This is a genomic window from Ruegeria sp. AB6, assembly GCF_056542685.1.
The window spans coordinates 81,879-103,719 of sequence record NZ_JBQGAD010000007.1 but is presented as its reverse complement, the minus strand read 5'-3'; the positions used below and the strand labels follow the sequence as shown (position 1 = coordinate 103,719).

Annotated in this window: 14 protein-coding genes; 8 read left to right on the top strand and 6 right to left on the bottom strand. The window is 54.7% G+C overall.

What is annotated here, in order from left to right; genetic code table 11:
- Positions 1-139 precede the first annotated feature (139 nt).
- Positions 140-1,576 (bottom strand): xylulokinase, encoded by a 1,437-nt coding sequence (gene xylB, locus ACR0DB_RS15115; RefSeq protein ID WP_480551947.1) that lies wholly within the window; start codon positions 1,574-1,576, stop codon positions 140-142.
- Positions 1,577-1,697: 121 nt separating this feature from the next.
- Between xylB and ACR0DB_RS15110 the strand changes: the two genes are divergently transcribed.
- The 7 genes from ACR0DB_RS15110 (at position 1,698) to ACR0DB_RS15080 (ending at position 9,234) form a co-directional block, all read left to right on the top strand.
- Positions 1,698-2,723 carry a LacI family DNA-binding transcriptional regulator gene (locus ACR0DB_RS15110; RefSeq protein ID WP_170787019.1) on the top strand — a complete coding sequence of 342 codons (1,026 nt, stop codon included), beginning with the start codon at positions 1,698-1,700 and terminating at the stop codon, positions 2,721-2,723.
- A gap of 95 nt (positions 2,724-2,818) precedes the next feature.
- Entirely contained in the window at positions 2,819-4,120 is a 1,302-nt protein-coding gene (locus ACR0DB_RS15105) for an ABC transporter substrate-binding protein (RefSeq protein WP_480551945.1), read from the top strand.
- A gap of 106 nt (positions 4,121-4,226) precedes the next feature.
- Positions 4,227-5,093, top strand: coding sequence for a carbohydrate ABC transporter permease (locus ACR0DB_RS15100; protein ID WP_170787021.1), 867 nt, complete (start codon positions 4,227-4,229; stop codon positions 5,091-5,093).
- A 12-nt stretch (positions 5,094-5,105) separates the two neighbouring features.
- The gene (locus ACR0DB_RS15095; RefSeq protein ID WP_170448185.1) at positions 5,106-5,936 is read left to right on the top strand and encodes a carbohydrate ABC transporter permease; all 831 of its coding nucleotides are present in this window, start codon (positions 5,106-5,108) and stop codon (positions 5,934-5,936) included.
- A 12-nt stretch (positions 5,937-5,948) separates the two neighbouring features.
- A complete protein-coding gene (locus tag ACR0DB_RS15090; protein WP_170773719.1) occupies positions 5,949-6,953 on the top strand; it encodes an ABC transporter ATP-binding protein in 1,005 nt (334 codons plus the stop codon).
- Positions 6,950-7,723, top strand: coding sequence for an L-iditol 2-dehydrogenase (locus ACR0DB_RS15085; RefSeq protein WP_170773717.1), 774 nt, complete (start codon positions 6,950-6,952; stop codon positions 7,721-7,723). The genes ACR0DB_RS15090 and ACR0DB_RS15085 overlap by 4 nt, the downstream gene beginning before the upstream one ends.
- Positions 7,723-9,234: a mannitol dehydrogenase family protein gene (locus tag ACR0DB_RS15080; protein ID WP_170773715.1), complete on the top strand. Its 1,512-nt coding sequence runs from the start codon at positions 7,723-7,725 to the stop codon at positions 9,232-9,234. Before ACR0DB_RS15085 ends, ACR0DB_RS15080 begins: the two co-directional genes overlap by 1 nt.
- A gap of 127 nt (positions 9,235-9,361) precedes the next feature.
- Here ACR0DB_RS15080 and ACR0DB_RS15075 read toward each other — a convergent pair whose 3' ends face one another.
- The 3 genes from ACR0DB_RS15075 to ACR0DB_RS15065 form a co-directional block, all read right to left on the bottom strand.
- On the bottom strand, positions 9,362-10,351 hold the full coding sequence (locus ACR0DB_RS15075; protein ID WP_480551941.1) for a HupE/UreJ family protein: 990 nt from the start codon (positions 10,349-10,351) through the stop codon (positions 9,362-9,364).
- On the bottom strand, positions 10,348-11,178 hold the full coding sequence (locus ACR0DB_RS15070) for a peptidyl-prolyl cis-trans isomerase (RefSeq protein ID WP_480551939.1): 831 nt from the start codon (positions 11,176-11,178) through the stop codon (positions 10,348-10,350). The genes ACR0DB_RS15075 and ACR0DB_RS15070 overlap by 4 nt, the downstream gene beginning before the upstream one ends.
- Positions 11,179-11,336: 158 nt before the next feature.
- On the bottom strand, positions 11,337-13,259 hold the full coding sequence (locus tag ACR0DB_RS15065; RefSeq protein WP_480551937.1) for a DUF3604 domain-containing protein: 1,923 nt from the start codon (positions 13,257-13,259) through the stop codon (positions 11,337-11,339).
- 690 nt (positions 13,260-13,949) lie between these two features.
- Here ACR0DB_RS15065 and ACR0DB_RS15060 point away from each other — a divergent pair.
- Positions 13,950-17,270, top strand: a complete 3,321-nt coding sequence (locus ACR0DB_RS15060) for an ATP-binding protein (RefSeq protein WP_480551935.1) — start codon at positions 13,950-13,952, stop codon at positions 17,268-17,270.
- A 171-nt stretch (positions 17,271-17,441) separates the two neighbouring features.
- Here ACR0DB_RS15060 and ACR0DB_RS15055 read toward each other — a convergent pair whose 3' ends face one another.
- Together ACR0DB_RS15055 and ACR0DB_RS15050 are read right to left on the bottom strand one after the other, a co-directional pair.
- Entirely contained in the window at positions 17,442-19,952 is a 2,511-nt protein-coding gene (locus ACR0DB_RS15055; protein ID WP_480551933.1) for a CoA transferase, read from the bottom strand.
- A 41-nt stretch (positions 19,953-19,993) separates the two neighbouring features.
- Positions 19,994-21,661, bottom strand: a complete 1,668-nt coding sequence (locus ACR0DB_RS15050; RefSeq protein ID WP_480551931.1) for a GMC family oxidoreductase — start codon at positions 21,659-21,661, stop codon at positions 19,994-19,996.
- Between the last annotated feature and the right edge of the window lie 180 nt (positions 21,662-21,841).

The following is a 21,841-nucleotide window of genomic DNA, read 5'->3' as shown; positions in this document are numbered from 1 at the left end:
GAACTGGATGCCTATGTTGCGCGTCGGGAATGAGAACATCAGTTACCTGCGCATTGATGCGTTTCTTGTTCGATGATATCGCAACGAGCCCACCGCAGCGCAGGCAGTTAGCCGAGTTTTTGGTGACAGTACACGGCTCCTATTCCGCCAAACTGACTGCCTGATAAAGCTTCCGAAACCGCGCCAACCGCTCGAACAATAGTGGCATATCTGCGGGCTCGAACCTGTCCGATGTTGGTGGCTGAAGCGCAAGATCAGCTGTGTCCAAAGCTCCATTACCACAAGCTGCCAACCGAGCCGCACCATAAGCCGGACCGGAATCTGCTCCGGTCGATCGCACAATTGGCTTTCCGGTCACCGTCGCGATCAGTCTCAACAGCAGATCTGATTTGCTGCCTCCTCCTATCGCTGCGAGCTCCGGCAATTCTTCTATAGTGTCACCGAAGCTCTGCGCCGCATCGGCAAAGCAGAAAGCAATTGCCTCCACCACGGAACGGCAGATGTCTGCGCGTGTTGTGGAATCCTCCAGGCCAAAGAAACAGGCTCGGATATGCGGATCGCCGAGAGGGCTGCGTTCTCCCGTCAGATAAGGCAGAAAAATTGGCACACGGTCCCCACTGACCGTTTCGGCAAGCGCGACAACTTCGGCTTCGGAAAGCCGCAATTGGCCACCTATCCAGGAAATTGGTCGCGCGCCGTTCAGCATCGCCGCCATTTGGTACCATCGGTCGGGCAGTGTGTGCGCAAAAGCATGCACATAGCGTTCAGGGTTTGGCTTGTAGCTTCGATCTGCCACAAACAGCTGTCCAGAAGTCCCCAAAGAGACAAATCCCCGGCCCGGTTCGGTGGCGCCCAAAGACACCGCCCCGGTTGCTGCATCTCCACCTCCCGCAACGACTGGCGTGCCGGGTTTCAAGCCGGTCTCAGTCGCCCCTTGTGGGGTCACAGTCCCAACCACACTATGACCATCGAATAGCTGCGGCAGCCAATCCAAAGCTACATCTGTGGTTTCGGCGATACCGGCGTGCCAGCCACGCGACGCCTGATCGAGCCACATTGTCCCGGCGGCATCGGACGTATCAGTTCCCAATTCGCCATGCAGCCGTAAACCGATGTAGTCCTTGGGCAGCAGGATGTGAGCCAGTTGGGCATAGTGCTTTGGCTCATGCTGTTTTAGCCATGTAATCTTGGGCGCGGTGAAGCCCGGCAAAGGGAGGACCCCAGAGATTTGACCAATCTGCGGCAAGGCCTGTCGCAGTTCGCCGCATTCCCGCGCGGCCCTGCTGTCGTTCCAAAGGATTGCCGGGCGGATTGGGCGCAGATAGCGGTTCAGTAAAACGGCCCCGTGCATCTGACCTGACAACCCGATGGACTTCACCTCCGACAGTGTGACTTCCCCAGAAAGTTGGCTTAAGGCGTCGCGTGTCGCCTGCCACCAAAGATCCGGGTGCTGCTCTGACCAACCGGGTTTAGGAGAGGAGGTCTTTATACTCACCGAAGACGTAGCAAGGATTCGACTGGAATCCGCGCAGACAAGCTTGACCGCTGACGTACCGATATCGATCCCGAGATACATTCAAACCCCTTACCTGCACAAAAGTCCGGAACTTGTCTTGCTATTGATCTTTTTAGCGCGCGCAAAGAATATGTAAAAATAGGATAAGATCAAGGCGGCCGAGATCCGCAGGCAGACTGGCATGACCAAGATAAAGAATATGGAAGAGTTCGCAGCCCTCAGCGGGATCTCGCGCCCCACGGTGTCCAAGTACTTTCACGACCCAGACAGCGTTCGCCCAACTACACGGGCACGCATAGAAGAAGCGCTGGAACAGTTCGACTATCGCCCGAACATCTATGCTGTGAACCAGAACCGCAAGCTGACCAAGAATATTGGCATCGTCGTGCCCTACCTGGCCGATCCGTTTTTCGCTGAAATCGCGCGGTATCTAGAACAAAGCTGTATCGCAGCCGGGTACCGCCCGTTTCTGTTCAGCTCTCATGGCGAACAAAAACTGGAAAACGAAATCCTGGACGGCTTACAATCCTTGAAACCCGCGGGCGTTTTGTTGGCGCCTTTGGGACGTATCTCAGACAAGTCCGCTATTGAGAAATTCTGCGCCAGTGTGCCAACGGTTCTGTTCGACAGTAACCTCGATGGATTGGGCGCAGCGTTTATCGGGTCCGATAATTTCAGCTTTGTGTCTCAGACCGTAGAATACATGACTCGCACCGGCGAGCCGCCTTCGTTTTTCGAAATGCGGACACCTGCGAACCCCAATGCCAACAAGCGACGCAAGGCTTATGTCGACGTAATGGATCGGCTGGGTTTTGAGCCGCATGTGATCAAAATCGAAGGCACAGGTTGGGCCTTTGAAGAGATTGGCCGAAAGGGTGCGCTCAAGGCTTTGGATGAACGCAAGCTGCGCACGGATTCAGTTCTGTGTAGCAATGACCGATTGGCCATCGGCTTTCTGGCGGCGTGTTTCGAACAGGGGATTCGCGTTGGTAGGAAAGACGATTGTACACTGCGGGTGGCGTCGAACGACGATCATCCGTTTGCAAAATTCACCTGCCCGTCACTGACGACCGCCGCGCATGACTATGACAATGTGGCCGCGCGAAGTGTTGAAACACTTTTCGAACTCATTGAAAACGGTGGGAAATTCGAGAGCCGAACAGAAACTCTCTTCCCTGCGCGATTGGTGCTGAGGGAATCTGCATGACGATCTAAAATTAACGCGCGTAAAGTTTTTATTGACGGCGCGACAAATCCTGAACTAGGCTCTCTGCACAGCATCCAAGCTCAGGGAGGACAGGGATGTACTTGAAACACGCACTTCGTGCGGCGACTGCGCTAACATTCGTCGCAACGGCAGCGGCCCACGCACAATCCATAACGATCGCAACCGTGAACAACGGCGACATGATCCGGATGCAGGGTTATACCGACAAATTCACCGAAGCGACGGGCGTTGAAGTCGAATGGGTGACGCTGGAAGAGAACGTTTTGCGCCAGCGCGTGACCACCGACATCACCACCAAGGGTGGTCAGTTCGACATCATGACGATCGGTATGTACGAGACCCCGATCTGGGGTGCGAACGGCTGGCTGATTCCGCTGGATGGTCTGTCCGAAGACTATGATGTCGGTGACATCCTGCCCGCGATGTCGGGTGGTCTGAGCCATGAAGGAACGCTCTATGCGGCACCGTTCTATGGCGAAAGCTCGATGATCATGTATCGCACCGACCTGATGGAAAAAGCAGGCATGGAAATGCCCGAAGCGCCAAGCTGGCAATTCATCAAAGAGGCCGCGGCGGCCATGACCGACCGTGACGCTGACATTAACGGTATCTGCCTGCGCGGCAAAGCCGGTTGGGGTGAAGGCGGCGCGTTCATCACTGCGATGTCCAACTCATTTGGCGCGCGCTGGTTTGACGAAGACTGGAAGCCTCAGTTCGACCAGCCAGAATGGGCCGATACGCTGAACTTCTACGTTGAAATGATGTCGGAATCTGGCCCTGCAGGCTATGCCACCAACGGCTTTAACGAGAACTTGTCGCTGTTCCAGCAGGGCAAATGCGGCATGTGGATCGACGCCACCGTTGCGGCGTCATTTGTGACCAACCCCACTGACTCGACCGTGGCGGATAGCGTTGGATTTGCACTGGCCCCCGATACCGGACTGGGGAAACGCTCCAATTGGCTTTGGGCGTGGGCACTGGCCATTCCGGCTGGTACACAGCAGGAAGACGCGGCCAAACAGTTCATCGAATGGGCAACGTCGAAAGACTATATTGAGCTAGTTGCCGAAAACGAAGGTTGGGCGAATGTTCCGCCTGGTGCGCGCACCTCTTTGTATGAGAACCCGGAATACCAGAAGGTTCCCTTTGCCAAGATGACGCTGGACTCGATCCTGTCCGCTGATCCGAACAACCCCACGGTCAAGCCGGTTCCGTATGTTGGCATCCAGTTCGCTGCCATCCCGGAATTTGCAGGCATCGCGACCCAGGTCAGCCAAGAGTTCTCGGCAGTCTATGCCGGACAGCAAACGGTTGAAGAAGCCCTTGCCAAAGCGCAGGCCTTCACCGCCGAAGAAATGGAAGCCGCAGGGTACTGAGGTTTTCTCCCCGCGGGCGGGCAGTAATCTGCCCCCCGCTCCCCCCTTCCACAACTCGCGTTTTTCTCGCAGGCTGGGTTACGCCTGAACAGAGAGGGTTTGCGTTATGGCTACTCAACATTCCCGATCCGTTGCTCGCCTGATGATGGCACCCGCAGTGGTCCTGCTGCTTGGCTGGATGCTGGTGCCGCTGACGATGACGCTGTACTTTTCTTTCAAGAAATACCTGCCGCTGCGCGGTGGGGATCTGGGCTGGGTCGGGTTCGACAACTACATCCGGTTCGTATCGTCCAGCTCTTTCTGGCCAGCCGTTCAAGCCACCCTTGTGATCGTCGGGGGGGTGCTGGTTATCACCGTCGTCCTAGGCATTCTGCTGGCGATGCTGCTAGATCAGCCGATGTGGGGGCAAGGTGTTGTCCGCATTCTGGTGATCGCGCCCTTCTTCGTCATGCCCACAGTGTCTGCGCTAGTCTGGAAGAACATGTTCATGGACCCGGTGAACGGCCTGTTGGCCCATTTGTGGCGCTTTTTCGGGGCCGAGCCGATCTCGTGGCTGTCCGAGGCGTCGATGACTTCGATCATCATGATCGTGTCTTGGCAGTGGCTGCCCTTTGCAACCCTAATCCTGCTGACAGCGATCCAGTCGCTGGATAGTGAGCAGTTGGAAGCGGCCGAGATGGATGGTGCCCCCGTCCTGAAGCGCTTCTACCACATCATTCTGCCGCATCTGAGCCGCGCGATCACCATTGTAATCCTGATCCAGACAATCTTTCTTTTGTCGATCTTCGCCGAGATCTTCGTGACCACCGGCGGCGCGTTCGGCACCCGTACACTCACCTACCTGATCTTCCAGCGCGTGTTGGAAAGCCAGAATGTCGGCCTCGGATCAGCCGGAGGTGTCTACGCAATCATCTTAGCCAACATCGTTGCCATCTTCCTGATGCGCATCGTCGGCAAGAACCTGGACGCGTGAGGAGGTAAGACCATGGCCCGCGCTGTCACAACCCGCCGCAAATCGCTCAATACCGCCTTGGCCTGGGCCGTTGGTCTGCTGATCTTTTTCCCGATCCTCTGGACCATCCTGACCAGCTTCAAGACCGAGGCACAGGCGATCGCCAGCCCACCGCTGTTTTTGAACTTCAACTGGACGTTGGAAAACTACGCCATCGTGCAGGAACGCTCGGACTATATGCGGTTCTTGTGGAATTCGGTCATTATCGCCGGAGGCTCGACTGTTCTGGGTGTCATCATCGCGGTGCCCGCCGCATGGGCAATGGCCTTTGTGCCGTCCAAGCGCACCAAGGACATTCTGCTGTGGATGCTGTCCACCAAGATGTTACCTGCCGTTGGCGTGCTCTATCCGATTTACCTGCTGTTTATCCGTCTGGGCCTGCTGGACACACGCGGAGGGCTGGTGGTTGTCCTGATGCTGATCAACCTGCCCATCATCGTCTGGATGCTTTACACCTATTTCCGCGAAATCCCCGGCGAAATCCTGGAGGCCGCGCGGATGGACGGCGCAACGCTGAAAGAGGAAATCCTCTACGTCCTGACCCCCATGGCCATCCCCGGTATCGCCTCAACCGTTTTGCTGAACTTTATCCTGGCCTGGAACGAGGCATTCTGGACCCTCAACCTGACCGCTGTCGACGCGGCCCCGCTGACGGCCTTCATTGCCAGCTATTCCAGCCCCGAGGGCCTGTTCTTTGCCAAGCTTAGCGCTGCCTCGACCATGGCCATCGCGCCAATTCTGATCCTTGGCTGGTTTAGCCAAAAACAACTTGTCCGCGGCCTGACCTTCGGCGCTGTGAAATAGGGAAAAGCAATCATGGGACGCATCCAACTCAAGTCCGTGACCAAAAGCTTCGGCGACGTGCAGGTCATTCCGCCACTGGACCTGACCATCGAAGATGGCGAGTTCACTGTCTTCGTCGGCCCGTCGGGTTGCGGCAAATCCACCCTACTACGTCTGATCGCAGGGTTGGAGGATATCACCTCGGGCTCTATCGACATTGACGGCGCGGACGCCACCGATGTCCCGCCCGCGAAACGAGGGCTGGCGATGGTGTTTCAGTCCTATGCTCTGTATCCCCATATGACCGTGCGCAAGAACATCGCCTTTCCCCTTCGTATGGCGAAACTGGATCAGGCCGAGATCGACAAGCGCGTCGAAGGCGCGGCAAGCGTCCTGAACCTGACCGATTATCTGGACCGCCGTCCAGGACAACTATCGGGCGGCCAACGCCAGCGGGTTGCCATCGGGCGCGCGATTGTGCGCGAACCAGCGGCATTTCTGTTCGACGAACCTTTGTCGAACCTCGACGCGGCGCTGCGGGTCGGCATGCGGCTAGAGATCAGCGAATTACACGAACGCCTCGCGACCACCATGATCTACGTGACCCATGATCAGGTCGAAGCCATGACGATGGCCGACAAGATCGTCGTCCTTCAGGCCGGAGTAATCGAACAGGTCGGCAGTCCGCTGGAATTATACCGGACACCTCGAAACCTGTTCGTTGCGGGTTTCATTGGCTCCCCCAAAATGAACTTCATCGAGGGCGAAGAGGCCGCGAAATACGGTGCTCAGACCATCGGAATAAGGCCTGAACATATCACAGTCTCAGACACCGAAGGGGACTGGTCCGGGGTGGTGAGCGTTTCTGAACATCTGGGCTCGGATACATTTTTCCATGTCCACGAAACCGGGCTGGCCGACACAATCACTGTCCGCGCGGATGGCGAGGTGGGTTTCCGCCATGGCGACCGCGTTCACCTGACACCGCGCGCTGATGTGATCCACCGGTTCGACGCGAAAGGCTTGCGGATCGGATGACACGTCTGGCTGGTAAAACCGCCCTGATTACTGGGGCCGCGCGCGGCATAGGGCTGGCCTTTGCAAAGGCCTATGTTGCGGAGGGAGCCCGTGTCGCCATAGCCGATATCGGCATCCAGCGCGCGCAACAAGCCGCGACTGAGATCGGCGCATCTGCTCTTGCCGTGGAAATGGACGTGACAAACCAGCCGAGCATCGACAACGCCATCGCCCGCACGACGGCACATTTCGGGCCGATCGACATATTGATCAACAACGCAGCGATCTTCACTGCCGCGCCGATTGTTGAAATTGATCGTGCCGACTATGAGCGTGTCTTCGACATCAACGTTGCCGGTGCCTTGTTCACCATGCAGGCCGTCGCCCGCCATATGATCGCCCATGGTACTAAAGGTCGGATCATCAACATGGCATCGCAAGCTGGGCGGCGTGGAGAGTCTCTGGTTGCCGTGTACTGCGCCAGCAAGGCCGCGATCATATCCTTGACCCAGTCTGCAGGCCTGAACCTGATCCCACATGGGATAAATGTAAACGCGATAGCTCCGGGTGTGGTGGATGGCGAACACTGGGACGGTGTAGATGCGTTCTTTGCCAGACACGAAGGAAAACCCCTCGGACAGAAGAAACGCGAAGTGGCCGCTGGCGTACCCTATGGTCGCATGGGCCGGGCCGAAGACCTGACCGGCATGGCCGTGTTTCTCGCCTCTGACGAGGCAAAATACATCGTTGCACAAACCTATAATGTCGATGGCGGAAATTGGATGAGCTGATGAACCCTGTGGCACACGCAACCCCTCCGATCCAGCTGCGGCGAGACAGGCTGGCAGACTTGCCAGCAACCGTCAGAACCCCTGCTTATCAACCCTCGGACTTGACGCCCGGTATCGTTCACATCGGCCTTGGAAATTTCCACCGCGCTCATCAGGCTTGGTACATTCATAAGCTTATGCAGCAGGACCAGGCCCGCGATTGGGCCATTATAGGAGCAGGAGTACGCAGCTATGACGCCGGGATGCGCCAGAAGTTGCTGGCGCAAGATTGCCTGACCACGTTGATTGAGCTGGATCCACAAGGAATATCCGCAGAGGTCATAGGCCCGATGATCGACTATCTACCGATTGAGGCTGGCAACGCTGCATTGATCCGCGGGATGGCTGATCCGTCTATCCGAATTGTATCTTTAACTGTAACTGAGGGCGGCTATTTTCTGGATGCCAACACCGGCGCTTTCGACACGGATCACGATGATATTCTCCACGATGCGGCAAACCCAAATCACCCCCGCACCGCTTTCGGCGCCATTGTTGCAGCGCTCGGGATACGTCGTGCAAATGGCTTGACCCCCTTCACCGCGCTAAGCTGTGATAACCTGCAGGGCAACGGCACTATCCTTCGAAACTGTATCGTTGGGTTAGCGCGCCTGTCGGACCCTGATCTTGCCGATTGGATCGACCGGAACGGCGCATTTCCCAATTCGATGGTGGATTGCATCGTGCCAGCAACGAGTGATCAGGTGATTTCACAATGCAACGCATTTGGTATTGATGACCGCGCCCCGGTTTCACACGAGAACTTTCGCCAATGGGTCATCGAGGATAACTTCTGTGCCGGACGACCATCACTTGAACAAGTTGGAGCCACCTTAACCGAGGATGTTCACGGATATGAGGCACAGAAGCTGCGCATATTGAACGGAGGCCACCAACTGCTCGCCAATGTTGGAGAGATACTAAACGTCCCGACAATTTCTGCTTGTATGCAAGACCCTGACATATTGGCTTTTTTTGAAAAAGTCCAAATCGAAGAAATTCTACCCCATGTTGACGCTGTTCCTGGAACGACCCCGCAAGAGTACCTTGGGTTGGTTGAACGTCGGTTTGAGAACACTGCAATTCACGACACAACGCGCCGGGTCGCGTTCGACGGATCAGCGCGACACCCTGGGTTTGTGCTGCCCTCGATACGCGATGCAATTGCTTCAGGCTCTTCCATAAACGGGCTTGCTCTAGCAGAAGCTTTTTGGTGCAGAATGTGCGCAGGGGTTCGCGAGGATGGCTCAGAAATCGCCCCTAACGATCCTGTTTGGGAAAATCTGAGAAAAACGGCGCTGGCGGCCAAAATTGATCCCGGACTTTGGCTTGAACAGGACCTGTATTGTGGCGATTTTGACCATAACACGCAGTTTGTGGCTGCTTTTGCTCGGTGGTTAAACGAGATCTGGAAAAATGGGAGCAAAGCGGTTCTAGCCGAATTTGTCTCTCACAACTCTTTATCCCATTAGCTTCCCACAACTCCAATCAAGCAGCCGCGGCGCAACTTCATCTTCGCACTTAGAACGGCATTGTCCTCTCCAACACAGAATCTAACGAACGATACTGGTACAGCGAACTTTGGAACATCATCACGATCTAAAAACCACTAACTCGTTCAATGAGCCAATACATCGACACTGAACCAATGCCATAAGCGGTAACAAGCGTTGCGGTTTGGCTGATCGGAAGTGCTGTGAGCCGCCAAACCAAAACCAGAACAGCCAAAGCCCCGACAAAACTTAGTTGTCCGGCCTCGACGCCAAGGTTGAATGCAAGCAAGGCTTCAGGAATGTCGTTAGAGGGAAGCCCTATCTCGGCCAAAGCGCCTGCAAATCCAAGCCCATGCAAAAGCCCAAACCCGAAACATACGATCCAGGGTTTCTGTTTTGAAAGTCGGAACCGACCTTCGCCGCCCTTTACAATCTCCATCGCCAAAAAAACGATGGAAAGCGCGATAACGGCTTCGACCGGTGGCCCGGGAACATTTAAAACTCCGAGTGTTGCCAATGCCAGTGTAATTGAATGGGCAAGCGTAAAGGCTGTTACGGCTCCCACCAGCCTCCAGGGATCGCGGACTAGAATAAACAGCGCGAAGACAAATAACAGATGGTCCCAGCCTTCCAGAATATGTTCAAAACCCAACTGAAAATACGCGATGAAAACAGACCATGCTGTCTGTTCAGAGGGTATTCTCTGGGCGGTAATATCTGAGGTGAAACGGAGTGTAGCAGACTCGGCCTGAAGGGGATGCCAGCGGAACAATACATCGTTTTTTTGGGTATCCAGCCCTTCGATTGTAATGGATTGACCCGTGACATCCGCGCGGCACTCCACAATCCAGCTAGAAACCCATGCTCGCCCATCGGACATTGGATCAGGTCCGCTGGCAGGCGTACAGCTATCCGGCAGCACCACGTCGATCGCCATTGGCTGACCGTTCACGTCTGGCTTACGCCAATGAACACTCCAGGCATCCGGTGAGATTTGACGAATTTCTAGATATCCCGGATCAAGCGCATGTGCGGCTGCATTGCCGGCAGACCAGGCAAACAGCAGAGCATACAATAGGCCAAGTATGAATTTCATTTGGCCTGACCTGTGAAATCGGGTGCAATGATCTCATAATTGTCGGCAAGAGCCTCATACTGCGCCTGCGCCAGATCTTCGCTCATGACGCGGCGCCAATCCCGCAGCACTTCATCGTAGATATCTGGCAATGGAGGTATCCGGCTTGGCTCGATCTTCAGCAGCTGTACCAGGTGGACCCCGTAGCCTGATTGGATTGGCCCCACCCATCGACCTTCTTCGAGATTGACGAAACCATCGGAGAACCCGGTTCCGAAGACGGAGTCGATGACCCGCGTCGCGGTCAGCGGCATCGACGCAGGCAGCAATGTCGCGCGGTCCAAGTCGGATACCTCTTGTTCCGCTCGCAACGCGGACAATGCCCTTTCGATGTCGGCGTCACTTGGCTTTTCACCAAGAAAAACCTGAGTGAAGGCAATCTTTTTTGGTGTCGCGTAGCGGTCCGCATTTTGCTGGAGGAAAACTTCTAGATCTTTGTCTGCAGGTACAACTGACGTGGCCATGGCTTCGGTCAAAAAATCCATCTTTTGGCTCAGGCGCGATCTGATCACGCTATCCCCGCGATCCAGACCAAGCTTTCTCGCTTCCCTAACCAGAACCTCTTCGCGGATGGATGCATCGACCAAAGCCTGAAGCTCGGCATTGCTGGGCCGACGTTTCCACCTGGCTGCGAACTGTTCAGCTAACCGCGCGGCATCGCTTTCGCTTATTGCTATGGCCTCTGGATCTGCGATCAACTCGTCATTCGGAGAAACAATGTGAAACCAAATGAATATGGCAGCTCCGATCAAGAAGAAATGGAATAGAGGTTCTTTCACTATTCGCATGAAGGCTCCTGCGTGAAACGCCATCCGGCGATATGTTTTATGCTGGCTTCAGTCAGTTAAATTTTCCAAGGAATCGTAGCCCACGACGTTTTGCAGCTCAGGTGAGAGCAACGCGGCAAAGGTTGCTGCCTCATTCTTCAAACGCGTGCGAAGAAACGTCACTCTGCCGGTGTATACCAAATCGGCGAAGAGTACGCGCGTTCCTGATGCGTAAGCACCGCATCCTCTGGTAGCTCGGCACCAAACCTCAATTTGTCGTACAGTATCCAACGTGGCGTCGGGATTTCGAGCGCACGTACGTAGTAGAATGCGCGCGCATTTGGATCGAAATCAGGATCAGACCAAACGGTTACAAGTTCGGCGGTCCCGATTGTGTTGGTCCAACTTGCGGTTTCGGTATCCACCGTGTTGCCAACCGCAGGGATTTTGCCGTTTTGATCAGCAACTCGATCGTCCGACCATGCCACATCGTAGACCTTCTCCTGCAAAGCACCTTCGGAGTCCAGCCATCCCTTAATCACCTGCACACGATCCAGATTGGCCCCAACCGGGTCGCGTAATGCAGCGATCAGGAATGAGGGTGCTCCGTCGCCCTCATTAGGGCGCATGTCGGAACCCATTGGAACGCCCTTCGTGTAGCCAACATTTGCAATGAACCGGGTTTCAACATCGGCGTCATTGAAATCCCATCCACCAAAGAAGCGCAGACCAATCCGTGGCCCCGTGGTTGCGTAGGTTTCGCGCCGCTTGAACGCATCGAAAATCGCCGCACGCGTATTTTCAGTCGCCCAAACGGCCGTGTAGCCGGACGCGACAAGGAGGTCGCCGGGAATTTCGCCAAGATCATTGGCGATGAAAGGATGCTTGATCCTTGTGGCCGAAGGCTCGACGCTGACGGATTTTCCGAAGAAGTTATCTTCTTCGGCGGTCGCCAGAGATGTATGGCTGTCCGTCGCGCCTCCCATGCCGAACTTATAGGGGTTCACGCCGAACTTTTCTTCCAACATCAAGCCGCGCTTCAATGCCTCGCGGGCGTACTCGCCAGCCAGCATGTCGTCGGTTTTGAGTTCCGAGATATCGAGATTGCCGACATCCCAGTTTTCGTAGTCTGCAAATTCATCGTCAGGGCTCAGGAAGGGATGCGCTTCGCCGTCGCCCTTGATCTGAGTGACCTCGTAGTGCGGCTCCCATTTAGCGCGGGCAGCGACGTATTCTTCGTCAACCTTTCCACCGTGATAGGTGTCTTCGGTTGGGAACATCCATCCATTTGACAAGTTGCCATTATGAGCGAATGCAACCGCGCGCCCACCAGTTTTTTGTTGATACTCTTCAAGCCAAGCATAAAGCGCCTTTGGATCGGTATCACCATAAGGGGGTTGCGTGACCGGTGGCACCATTTGAAGCGCCCTGATAGGCCCATCGCGCAGCATAACGTTCCGGTGCAGGTTGAAACCTTTCGGAACCGAGGTCCACTCGAACCCAATGAAAGCGGTGAAATTGCCAGGGTCGTTGTGTCGTTCTGCCGCCAGAACGATATTTTCCCAAGTAAAGGCAAAGGCATCAGCGCCCGGACTGTATGATTCAAGTAAAACTTCCGGCAGAGTCATCTGTGAGAAGTTGGTAATAATGTCGAACGCAGCCTTGCCAGCTTCTTCTCCACCCGCTTTGTAACCATTGTACCACTCCAATCCTTTTGGATCGGCGAGAACACCGGGTTTGCCTGCCTGCAGATCAGGTGCAAATCCCATCAAGTCCGTGTGGTCCGTAAGAACCATCCAATCCAAAGGCCGGGCCAGTCTGACAGGCTGGCCCGTCGAAGAAATGACTTGCTCACCTTTGGCAAAGCGCCAGGCTTCGTCCGGCAGCAGAGTGTTTCCAAAGGCTCCGGCGTCCAATGAAAGTCCCGTGTGAAGGTGAGTGTCCCCCCACAAGGGGCGTTCCGGGAAGGATCTGTTGGCATAGGGAGAATAGGGTTGCTCCGAGAACAAGCCCTCGGCAGCCTCCTGACTTGGGACAGCGTCTGCAAGGACACTAACCGGCGTCAATCCTAGAGCTGTTAAGCTTAGAAGCATACGAAACATTGTGACCTCCCAAATCAATTTGTACCCGGCAGCGTTGGTGATTTACGCCGCATCGGACTAATATTCGCATTTCTTTATATCATATTGATTTTGTTCTTCGGAAAGATTCTTGTTTCGTTGTGACGGTGCTAGGAATGAGACAGGCCAAAGACCCCATTTGCAACATCGTTCAAATGACGCTTTACCAAAAAACTAAGGTCTTTACCCTACCAGTCTATATAAATTGAAGGTTGCTGGTCGATTTCCTCAAAGAGATTGGACAGTCATCTCGTTCTTAACGCGCGTGGAAGATTCGTACTGACAATTTGGAATTTACCTGAGAATCGACTGTCACGTGATTGAGCGGCAATCGAAGCACGACATTGCATGATAAACGACCTTAATTGGCCGCAATTTAAGGGAGAAGAGTTCCTTCGTTGGTGCGATGGCATAGGTAGAGTTCCAAATCATCGACCACATTGGGACCAGATGAAGCGGCTCGCTTGGATCCGACTTTGCATCCAGTAACACGTCAAGAGAGCCAATGAAGCCCTTGACCTCTTACAAAACGGTAGTCTTCACTAAACAAGAAACTGATCATACTGTTGGACAAATGAGCCACCGGTCATTTGACGGGTTAAGTTAACAAGGAGATGCTTGCTGGCAGTGCGCATTCAGAGATCCTGCTCCTAACGCAAGCAATACCAATTGATGTCCGAAACAGCGTCTTGGCTAAATAAACATGGTTTGTCCAAGTATGCCGCCGCTTTTGCCGAACATGAAATTGAACTTTGCGACCTGTCTGAACTAACTGACGAAGACCTTATTACCATCGGACTTCCCTTGGGGCCGAGAAGGCGTTTTCTGAAAGCCGTTCGCGCCAGCATGGAAATGGGGCAGCGCCCGCCCAGCAATAGCAACAGCGCCGAGATCGTGGCTGAGCGGCGACAACTTACTGTAATGTTTATCGATCTTGTCGGTTCAACGGAAATAGCGCAAAGCGTCGACCCGGAAGATTTGGCTGATGTTCTTCGACTTTTCAAGGAAACCTGTGCTGCGGCCGTTGCAGCATTTGATGGCCATATTGCCAGCTACTATGGCGACGGGATTATGGTTTTCTTTGGGTTTCCCCACGCCCATGAAGACGACCCGGAGCGCGCTATTCGTGCCGGTCTGCGCATCATTGATGAGATGCCAGATGTTCGCACCCACGCGAAACTCAACGTTCGGATTGGGATAGCAACCGGGTTGGTTGTGGTCGGCGATCTGCGCGGCGAAAAGATGTTTGAAGACGGAACGGCGATGGGTGAGGCACCCAATCTGGCCGCGCGTCTTCAAGCGATGGCGGATCCAGGTACGATGATCATCGCCCCAACCACTCATCAGCTGGCGGGTGATGCTTTTAAATACGTTCTGCGCGGTGCGTTTAAACTCAAGGGTTTTGCTAAGGAAGTCGAAGCCTGGCAAGTAACCGGGGAGCGGGAAACAGTCAGCCGATTTATGGCGATCGACAATATTTTGCTCAAGCCCTTGGTCGGTCGCACCGCGGAATTGGAGGCGCTGAACGACAATTGGGCTTTGGCCGGTGATCGCCAGGGTCAGGTTGTGTTGGTGTCAGGTGAGCCGGGAATTGGCAAGTCGCGTCTGGTAGAAGAATTTCGGCAGAACATCTCGGACTTGCCCCACAAGCAAATGCGATATCAGTGTTCTCCATATCATTTTGCGACTTCCCTGCACCCCATCATTCGCCAACTTGAGAATGCAGCTGATCTTCGCGCGGACGAGCCAAATCACGTTAAGCTTGAAAAAATCCGCGGCGTGTTGAGCGATCAATCGGACGATGCTTTGAAGTTGGCAGGATCCCTTTTGTCTGTTCCGTTTGAAGATCATTTGGGACCTTTAGATCTGACACCGCAGCAGATCATGGAACAGTCGCTGGAATTGTTTCTGGATAATCTTGCGTCAGAGGCTGACGGTCCTCCAGTTCTCTTCCTTTTGGAAGATGCCCACTGGATTGATCCAACAACCAAATTGCTGCTTGATCGGATGGTGGACCGAATTCGCAACCTTCCGGTGCTGGTCGTCATGACATTCCGGCTCGAGTTCGATCCAGGTTGGACACTGCAATCGAACCTTACGAAGGTTGATTTGAAGCAGCTAAACTTTCGACAAGTAAAGAGCATTGTTGACGAAGTCGCCAAAGGCGAGATGGTCGCTGATGAGATGTATGACGTGGTCGCGGCAAGATCCAACGGCGTGCCCCTATACGTTGAGGAGGTGACGAAAGATCTCCTTGAATCTGGCGTCCTGACCAGGGGAAGAGACACCTACACGATGGGCGGGGCATCGCCGGCAAACTCGGTGCCCAGTACGTTACATGATGCATTGATGGCACGCCTTGATCGCCTGAGCTCTGCCAAAGAGGTCGCCCAGATTGGCGCTGTAATAGGCCCTCAGTTTACTTATCAATTGATCTCAAAAGTGGCGAACGTAAGCGATGGTGCGTTGCGCGCAGGGCTGGAGCTTTTGGTCGAGGCTGGCATAGTAACAGCGTCTCGTTCAGAGGGTTTCGAAACCTTCAGCTACTGTCACGCCCTTATTCGTGATACCGCTTACAACAGCCTTCTTAAGCGGGAACGTCGGGTTCTGCACTCTCGTGTCGCGCAATATTTGAAAGAAAAGTCGGCTCATACGGGTGATGCAAGCCCGGAAATTCTGGCTCATCACTACACCATGGCAGGCATGTGTAAGGAGGCTGTGGACTATCGTTATCTTGCAGGTCAGCGAGCAGTCCAGCGGTCTGCTAACATTGAAGCAGGCACGCAATTGTCCCTGGCGATTGAGCAGCTTGGCGAAATGGATCAAAGTATCGAGCGGGACCGCAAGGAAATTGAGGTTCAGGTTCTCAAGGCCGGTGTCTTACGAACGACCGCCGGAATAGCCGCCGACGAAACCGGTTCTGTTTACGAAAGAATACGCGACTTGTGTGAACGCGTTGAAGAAACAGAGCAGCTATTTCCAGTTCTGAATGGTTTGTATTCCTTCCATTTGGTGCGCGCCGAGTATGATTTGGCCAGGAACGTCGCGGCGCAATTGCTGGATCTGTCGACCTCGACTCGTGAGACGCAGCATCAGATGGTGGCGCATCGCGCAATGGGCGCAGTACTGTTTCATATTGGCGATCTGGAGCCCGCATACGAGCATTTAAGCAAAGCACTCGAACTCTACAGCCGGGAACGTGATGCACATCTGGCTTACATCTATGGATCCGACCATGCGGCGATTACGTCGTGTTTCCTAAGCTTGGCAATGTGGATGCGCGGGGATCCAGACACAGCACTTGAGGTGCAAATGCTGGCGGTTTCGGGTGCAAAAGAGCTGGAGCATGCTCACAGTATCGCGCAGTCTCTGACCTATCTATGCATGCTTCATCTGTTGCGCCGTGAACCCGAAAAAGTGCTGGAGATCGCAAAACAGCTTGACGAGCTGTCAGCCAAGCACTCATTCACATTCATGTCTTTGACTGCGACCTTGTGGCGAAGCTGGGTGAAAGCCAATGTTTCGCCAAACCAAGAATCAATCGATGCGTTACACGAAGCGTCGATAGCGTGGTGGGAGAGTGGTGCGGGAAACTACAAACCATTCTTTCTGACACTTTTGGCGGAACTCACATTGAACATAGGTGACCGAGATAGGGCCCTAAATTTTCTGGCTCAGGCTCGTGAACAACAGCAGTACACAAATGAAGGATGGGCCCGATCTGAGACAGATCGAGTCTACGCGCTCGCACGTTGCGAAAATGAACTGGCCGAAAAAGAATTTCTTGAGGCACTAGGTACTGCAAGAGAACAGAAAGCGAAGATGCTTGAACTTCGAACATCCCTAGATTTCGCAAAACAATGCAAGCTGTTTGGACAGGCGCATAGGGCGATATCTGATCTTCGCACTGCTTTAGATGGGATTGCAGGAGGCGAGTGTACGATCGATGTGATTGAAGCAATCAAGCTCCTTGATCAACGACCCGCAAACTAAGTTTCTTGTTTTCCTGGGCATTGCGCGGCTCTATCGCTTGCGAAGCTCTTTCGGAAGAAATGCACGCTGCAACGGTCGCAAAATTGGCTGCACTCTATGTCATCGCAGAGCCGCCAATCGCAAAAAGCAAGTTTGCCCCTGTGCCCTGCTATAAGCGACCTTGCCATTAGCTTAGCTTGGCAAATATTCCTCACTCCACGACTCTGCAACATCGCCAGATTTGATCATCACTTCGATGGCCTTCTCCACATAACCGAGTTCACCGAGGATCATACGGGTTGAAGTGCCAAACTTCTCGGATGGCTCGACTGCAAATACCTTTGCACGGGTTGGGCGCACTGCGTAGGGATCAAGTTGTGTTACCTCATGACCGCTGGGGTGGTCGGGGTAAATCGAGAAAGAGTAGCTGCCATTTTCAGTGCCCGGTGTACCATCCGCCTCGCGTGAATTCCGCGCGCGCAAAGCGTCGAGGTTTTCGCAGATTGCCACGCCGATATCAGCCGATTGCAGTTTTTCCACCCAATCCGACGCAGGAAGGGTTTGGAATGCAGTCGCAAGATAGGCGGCACGGTCTTCTTCTGGCAGATCAGGCAGATCCTCTAAGCCCTCGACTTTTCGGAACCGCGGCAGATCCGCTTCGTAGGCACTGAGCAGCACATAGCGCCCCGATGCAGTACTATAGAACCGTGTCAGCGCATCATAGCCATTTGCCTCGGGCCCCGACGGTTCTTCGAAAAGACCTCGGCCCTTGTAATCAAAAGCAAAAGGGATTTGCAGAAGACCGCTATTGGCATTGAGCGAGGTGCGACCGCGCCCAATCCGACCGAAGCGGTATTTCTGATAGAGTGCTGCGGCCACACCAAGTGCGCCACCAAATCCGCACATAACGTCGATCGTGCCGACATGGGCGTGTTCCTCTGGTCGGTCCATAGCACCACCAAAGCGCAGCATGATACCGGTTGTCGCCTGAACCAAGTCATCATAGCCGATGTAGTCAGTACGCGTGCCCCGGCGCACGCCGCTGAAACAATCGAGTTTGCAGAACAACGCATCCGGGTTGAGTTTGCGCAGGTTGTCAGCATCAAGACCCATTTTCTTGATCTGATTGTCCGGTGCGTTCCAAACGATAACGTCGACGGATTTCACAAGGTCCTCAAAAACCCGGCGTCCGTGATGCGAGGTGATGTCTGCTAGAATGGAGCGCTTGCCGCGCATCTGGGACATGCCATAGATGACGGTGTTCCAACTGTCATACATCGGCACGGATGGGTCGAGCTTGATCACCTCGGCCCCGAACCGCGCCAGATAACTGGCCGAATGTGGGCCCGCGATCACATTGCATAGGTCCAGAACCCGTACGCCGGTTAACCACCCTACTTTCGCGGTTTCTTCAGAAGGGTCTGGGATCTCGGTGCGGTGTTTCTTCAATATTTTCAGCGCTTCGTCGAAATCGACCCATCGACGGGGCTCCGGCTGCAAAGCTTCTTCGCCGCTCTCTTCCATCCAGACCACCGGACCGGGTTGCGTCATATCACCATAAATCGGGTCGTGAACGTCGATCATCAGACCCGAAGTCTCGGCGTATTCGTCATGAATCCATTCCTGCAGCCAGCGCTGCGGCGCTCCGGGGATCAGGCCCCGGCCGAACATTTTTTTCCATTCGTGCGATGTGCGGGTCATAAAGACCTCTTTCATACGCGCCGCAATTTTATCGGCCCAGAACTTGGGCATCGGATAGACCCCAAGTGAAGTGTCGTGCGACCATTCCGACCAAGGTTTGTATGTGTCTTCTTCCGACGTCAGCCCGTCAGCAACCAACTCGTCATAAATGCCGAGTACTTCCAGACAGCGACGGGCGTGGTTCTTATGGCTGGGGCAGACGACGTAGAACATGCGCCCGTCCTTACACATGTAACTGCGGAAGAACGGGTCCAACAATTCCTGCAGATCTTCATATGCAACGTTCATCGGCAGACCTTCGATACGCCGACGTTCAATCTCGACCTCGCGCTGAGTCAGATAGCGCTCGGGCATGTTTTCTACCTTGATCGAGTTGTAACAGAGCCCCTCCATCACAGCGGCTGCCAGCGGAACTTCGATCTGGTCGCCAAGACCTGTTACCTGCCGTGATTGCAAAGCCAATACCGTAGCCGACGCGGCGATCTGCGAGGCATAAGCCGAGGCAAGTGGCAGGGGAGAAAATGACGGGTTCAGCCCCATTAGCACTCGGTTTAGCCCCATGTCGGTAAATACGCCCGAACTTGCCGCGACGATGCTTTCGTAGGCCCGAAGTTCGCGCCGTTCTTCGTCATTCGATGCAAAACCGGGGATCGAGATTGTGATCAATTCGGGCCTTTCTTCGCGCATCGCGGCAAAGTCCATTCCAAGCGCGGCCAGTTTACCCGGGCGGAAGTTCTCGACGATAATATCGGCCTCGGCGCAGAGCGTTTTGGCTCTCTCCAACCCCTCTGGCGTCTTGAGGGCCAAATTAACGATCACCTTGTTCCGGTTCAGTGCAGCATTTGCCGGGCTGTCCCACATCGGACCGCTGGGCGGATCAATATGCACCACGGTTGCCCCCAAATCGCCCAGCAACATTGCGACGGCAGGGCCCGCGATATACTGGCCGAAATCGACGACCTTCACACCGGTCAGCGGAAGATTGGAAAACGAATTGCGCATGGATCCTCCGGGAAACTTTTACGTCCGGATGCTGACAGGTCTTATTGACCCGCCAGCATCCAGCCCGCGGCTTTTTCTGCGATCATGATAGTGGGCGAATTGGTGTTACCGCTGGTAATCTCTGGCATGACCGAGGCATCAACCACACGCAGACCAGCCACCCCCTTCATGCGTAGATGCGGGTCAAGAACGGCGGTTTCATCATCCTCGCGCCCCATTTTGATCGTGCCGACAGGGTGAAAGATCGTGCTGGCGATGTCGCCTGCCAACCGGGCAAGTTCCTCGTCGGTTTGATATTGGATACCCGGTTTGAATTCTTCCGGCTCGTAAGCTTCCATCGCGGGCTGAGCCATGATTTCGCGCACCTGCCGCAGGCTTTGGGCGGCAACTATGCGGTCTTCGTCTGTATCAAGATAGTTGGGTGAAATCTGAGGTGGCTGACGGAAATCCGAAGACGCAATACGGACATGCCCGCGACTGGTCGGATTCAGGTTACATACACTGACGGTAATAGCCGGGAAGTCATGTAGGTCTTCGCCAAAGGCTTCAAGGCTCAGCGGCTGGACATGATATTCGAGGTTGGCATGAGGGCGCTGAGGATCGGATCGAGTGAAAGCCCCCAGTTGGCTGGGCGACATGCTCATCGGGCCAGACCGCTTCAGCACATATTCCAAACCGATCTTGGCTTTGCCTACCAGAGAATTGGCCAAGGTGTTCAGCGTCCGAGTGCCCTTTACCTTGTATACCGCTCGTATTTGCAGGTGGTCCTGCAGGTTCTCACCAACGAAGGGCGCATCCATTGCTACGTCTATCCCGTGCTCTTTGAGAAGCGCCGCTGGGCCTATTCCAGACAGTTGCAGGATTTGCGGAGAGTTCACGGCACCCGCCGACAGAACCAACTCTTTTGAGGCTTGGACCGTAACGGGCTGCCCTTTGTGGTGGACAACCGCGCCGGTGCAACGCAACGCGGTGTCTTTGCCTTTCTCAAAGGTCAGTTTCTCGACCTGCGCCTCGGTCCAGATCGTCAGATTTGGGCGTGACTTGGCCGGGCGCAGAAACGCCTTGGACGTGTTCCAGCGCCAGCCCGAGCGCTGGTTGACGTCGAAATAGCCCACCCCGGCATTGTCGCCCGTGTTGAAATCATCCGTCTTGGGAATGCCGTTCTCAACGGCGGCATCAGCAAAACTGTCCAGAACATCCCAGCGCAGCCGCTGTTTTTCGACCCGCCATTCGCCACCATGCCCGTGCAGGTCGGAAAACCGGCTGTTGTCACCAGTGCTCGGGTCGGCGCCATCGTCTAACTTGTAGTGGTTCTCATGAGCCTTAAAGTCGTCCAGCGAGTTGTCCCAACTCCAGGCCTCTTCACCGGTGAGCTTGGCCCAATTGTCATAGTCGCGGGCCTGACCCCGCATATAGATCATCCCGTTGATCGAAGAGCATCCACCCAGCGTCTTTCCGCGCGGATACAGCAGGCTGCGACCGTTCAGCCCCTTGGCTGGTTCGGTTTTGTACATCCAGTCCGCGCGCGGGTTGCCGATGCAGTAGAGATAGCCAACAGGGATGTGTATCCAAGGATAGGTATCGGCCTTACCCGCCTCAAGCAGCAAAACTCGGTTCTTGGTGTCGGCGCTCAGCCTGTTGGCCATCAGGCACCCCGCCGATCCGCCACCAATCACGATATAGTCGAACCTGTTTGCGCCGTCAGACATCCGTGTCGTCCACCTATTCAGTCGTTGCTTCGCCTTATGCGCACCGGAAAGGAAATGGATTCCGATTTTCTTGTACGCGACCCTTTCATTTACCTCCGAAATTCGGGAGGCTGTTCACCTGGCCCCGCATCATTGGCTTCACTGATCTCTGCGCGAGAGGTACACAAAAATCTAATGACA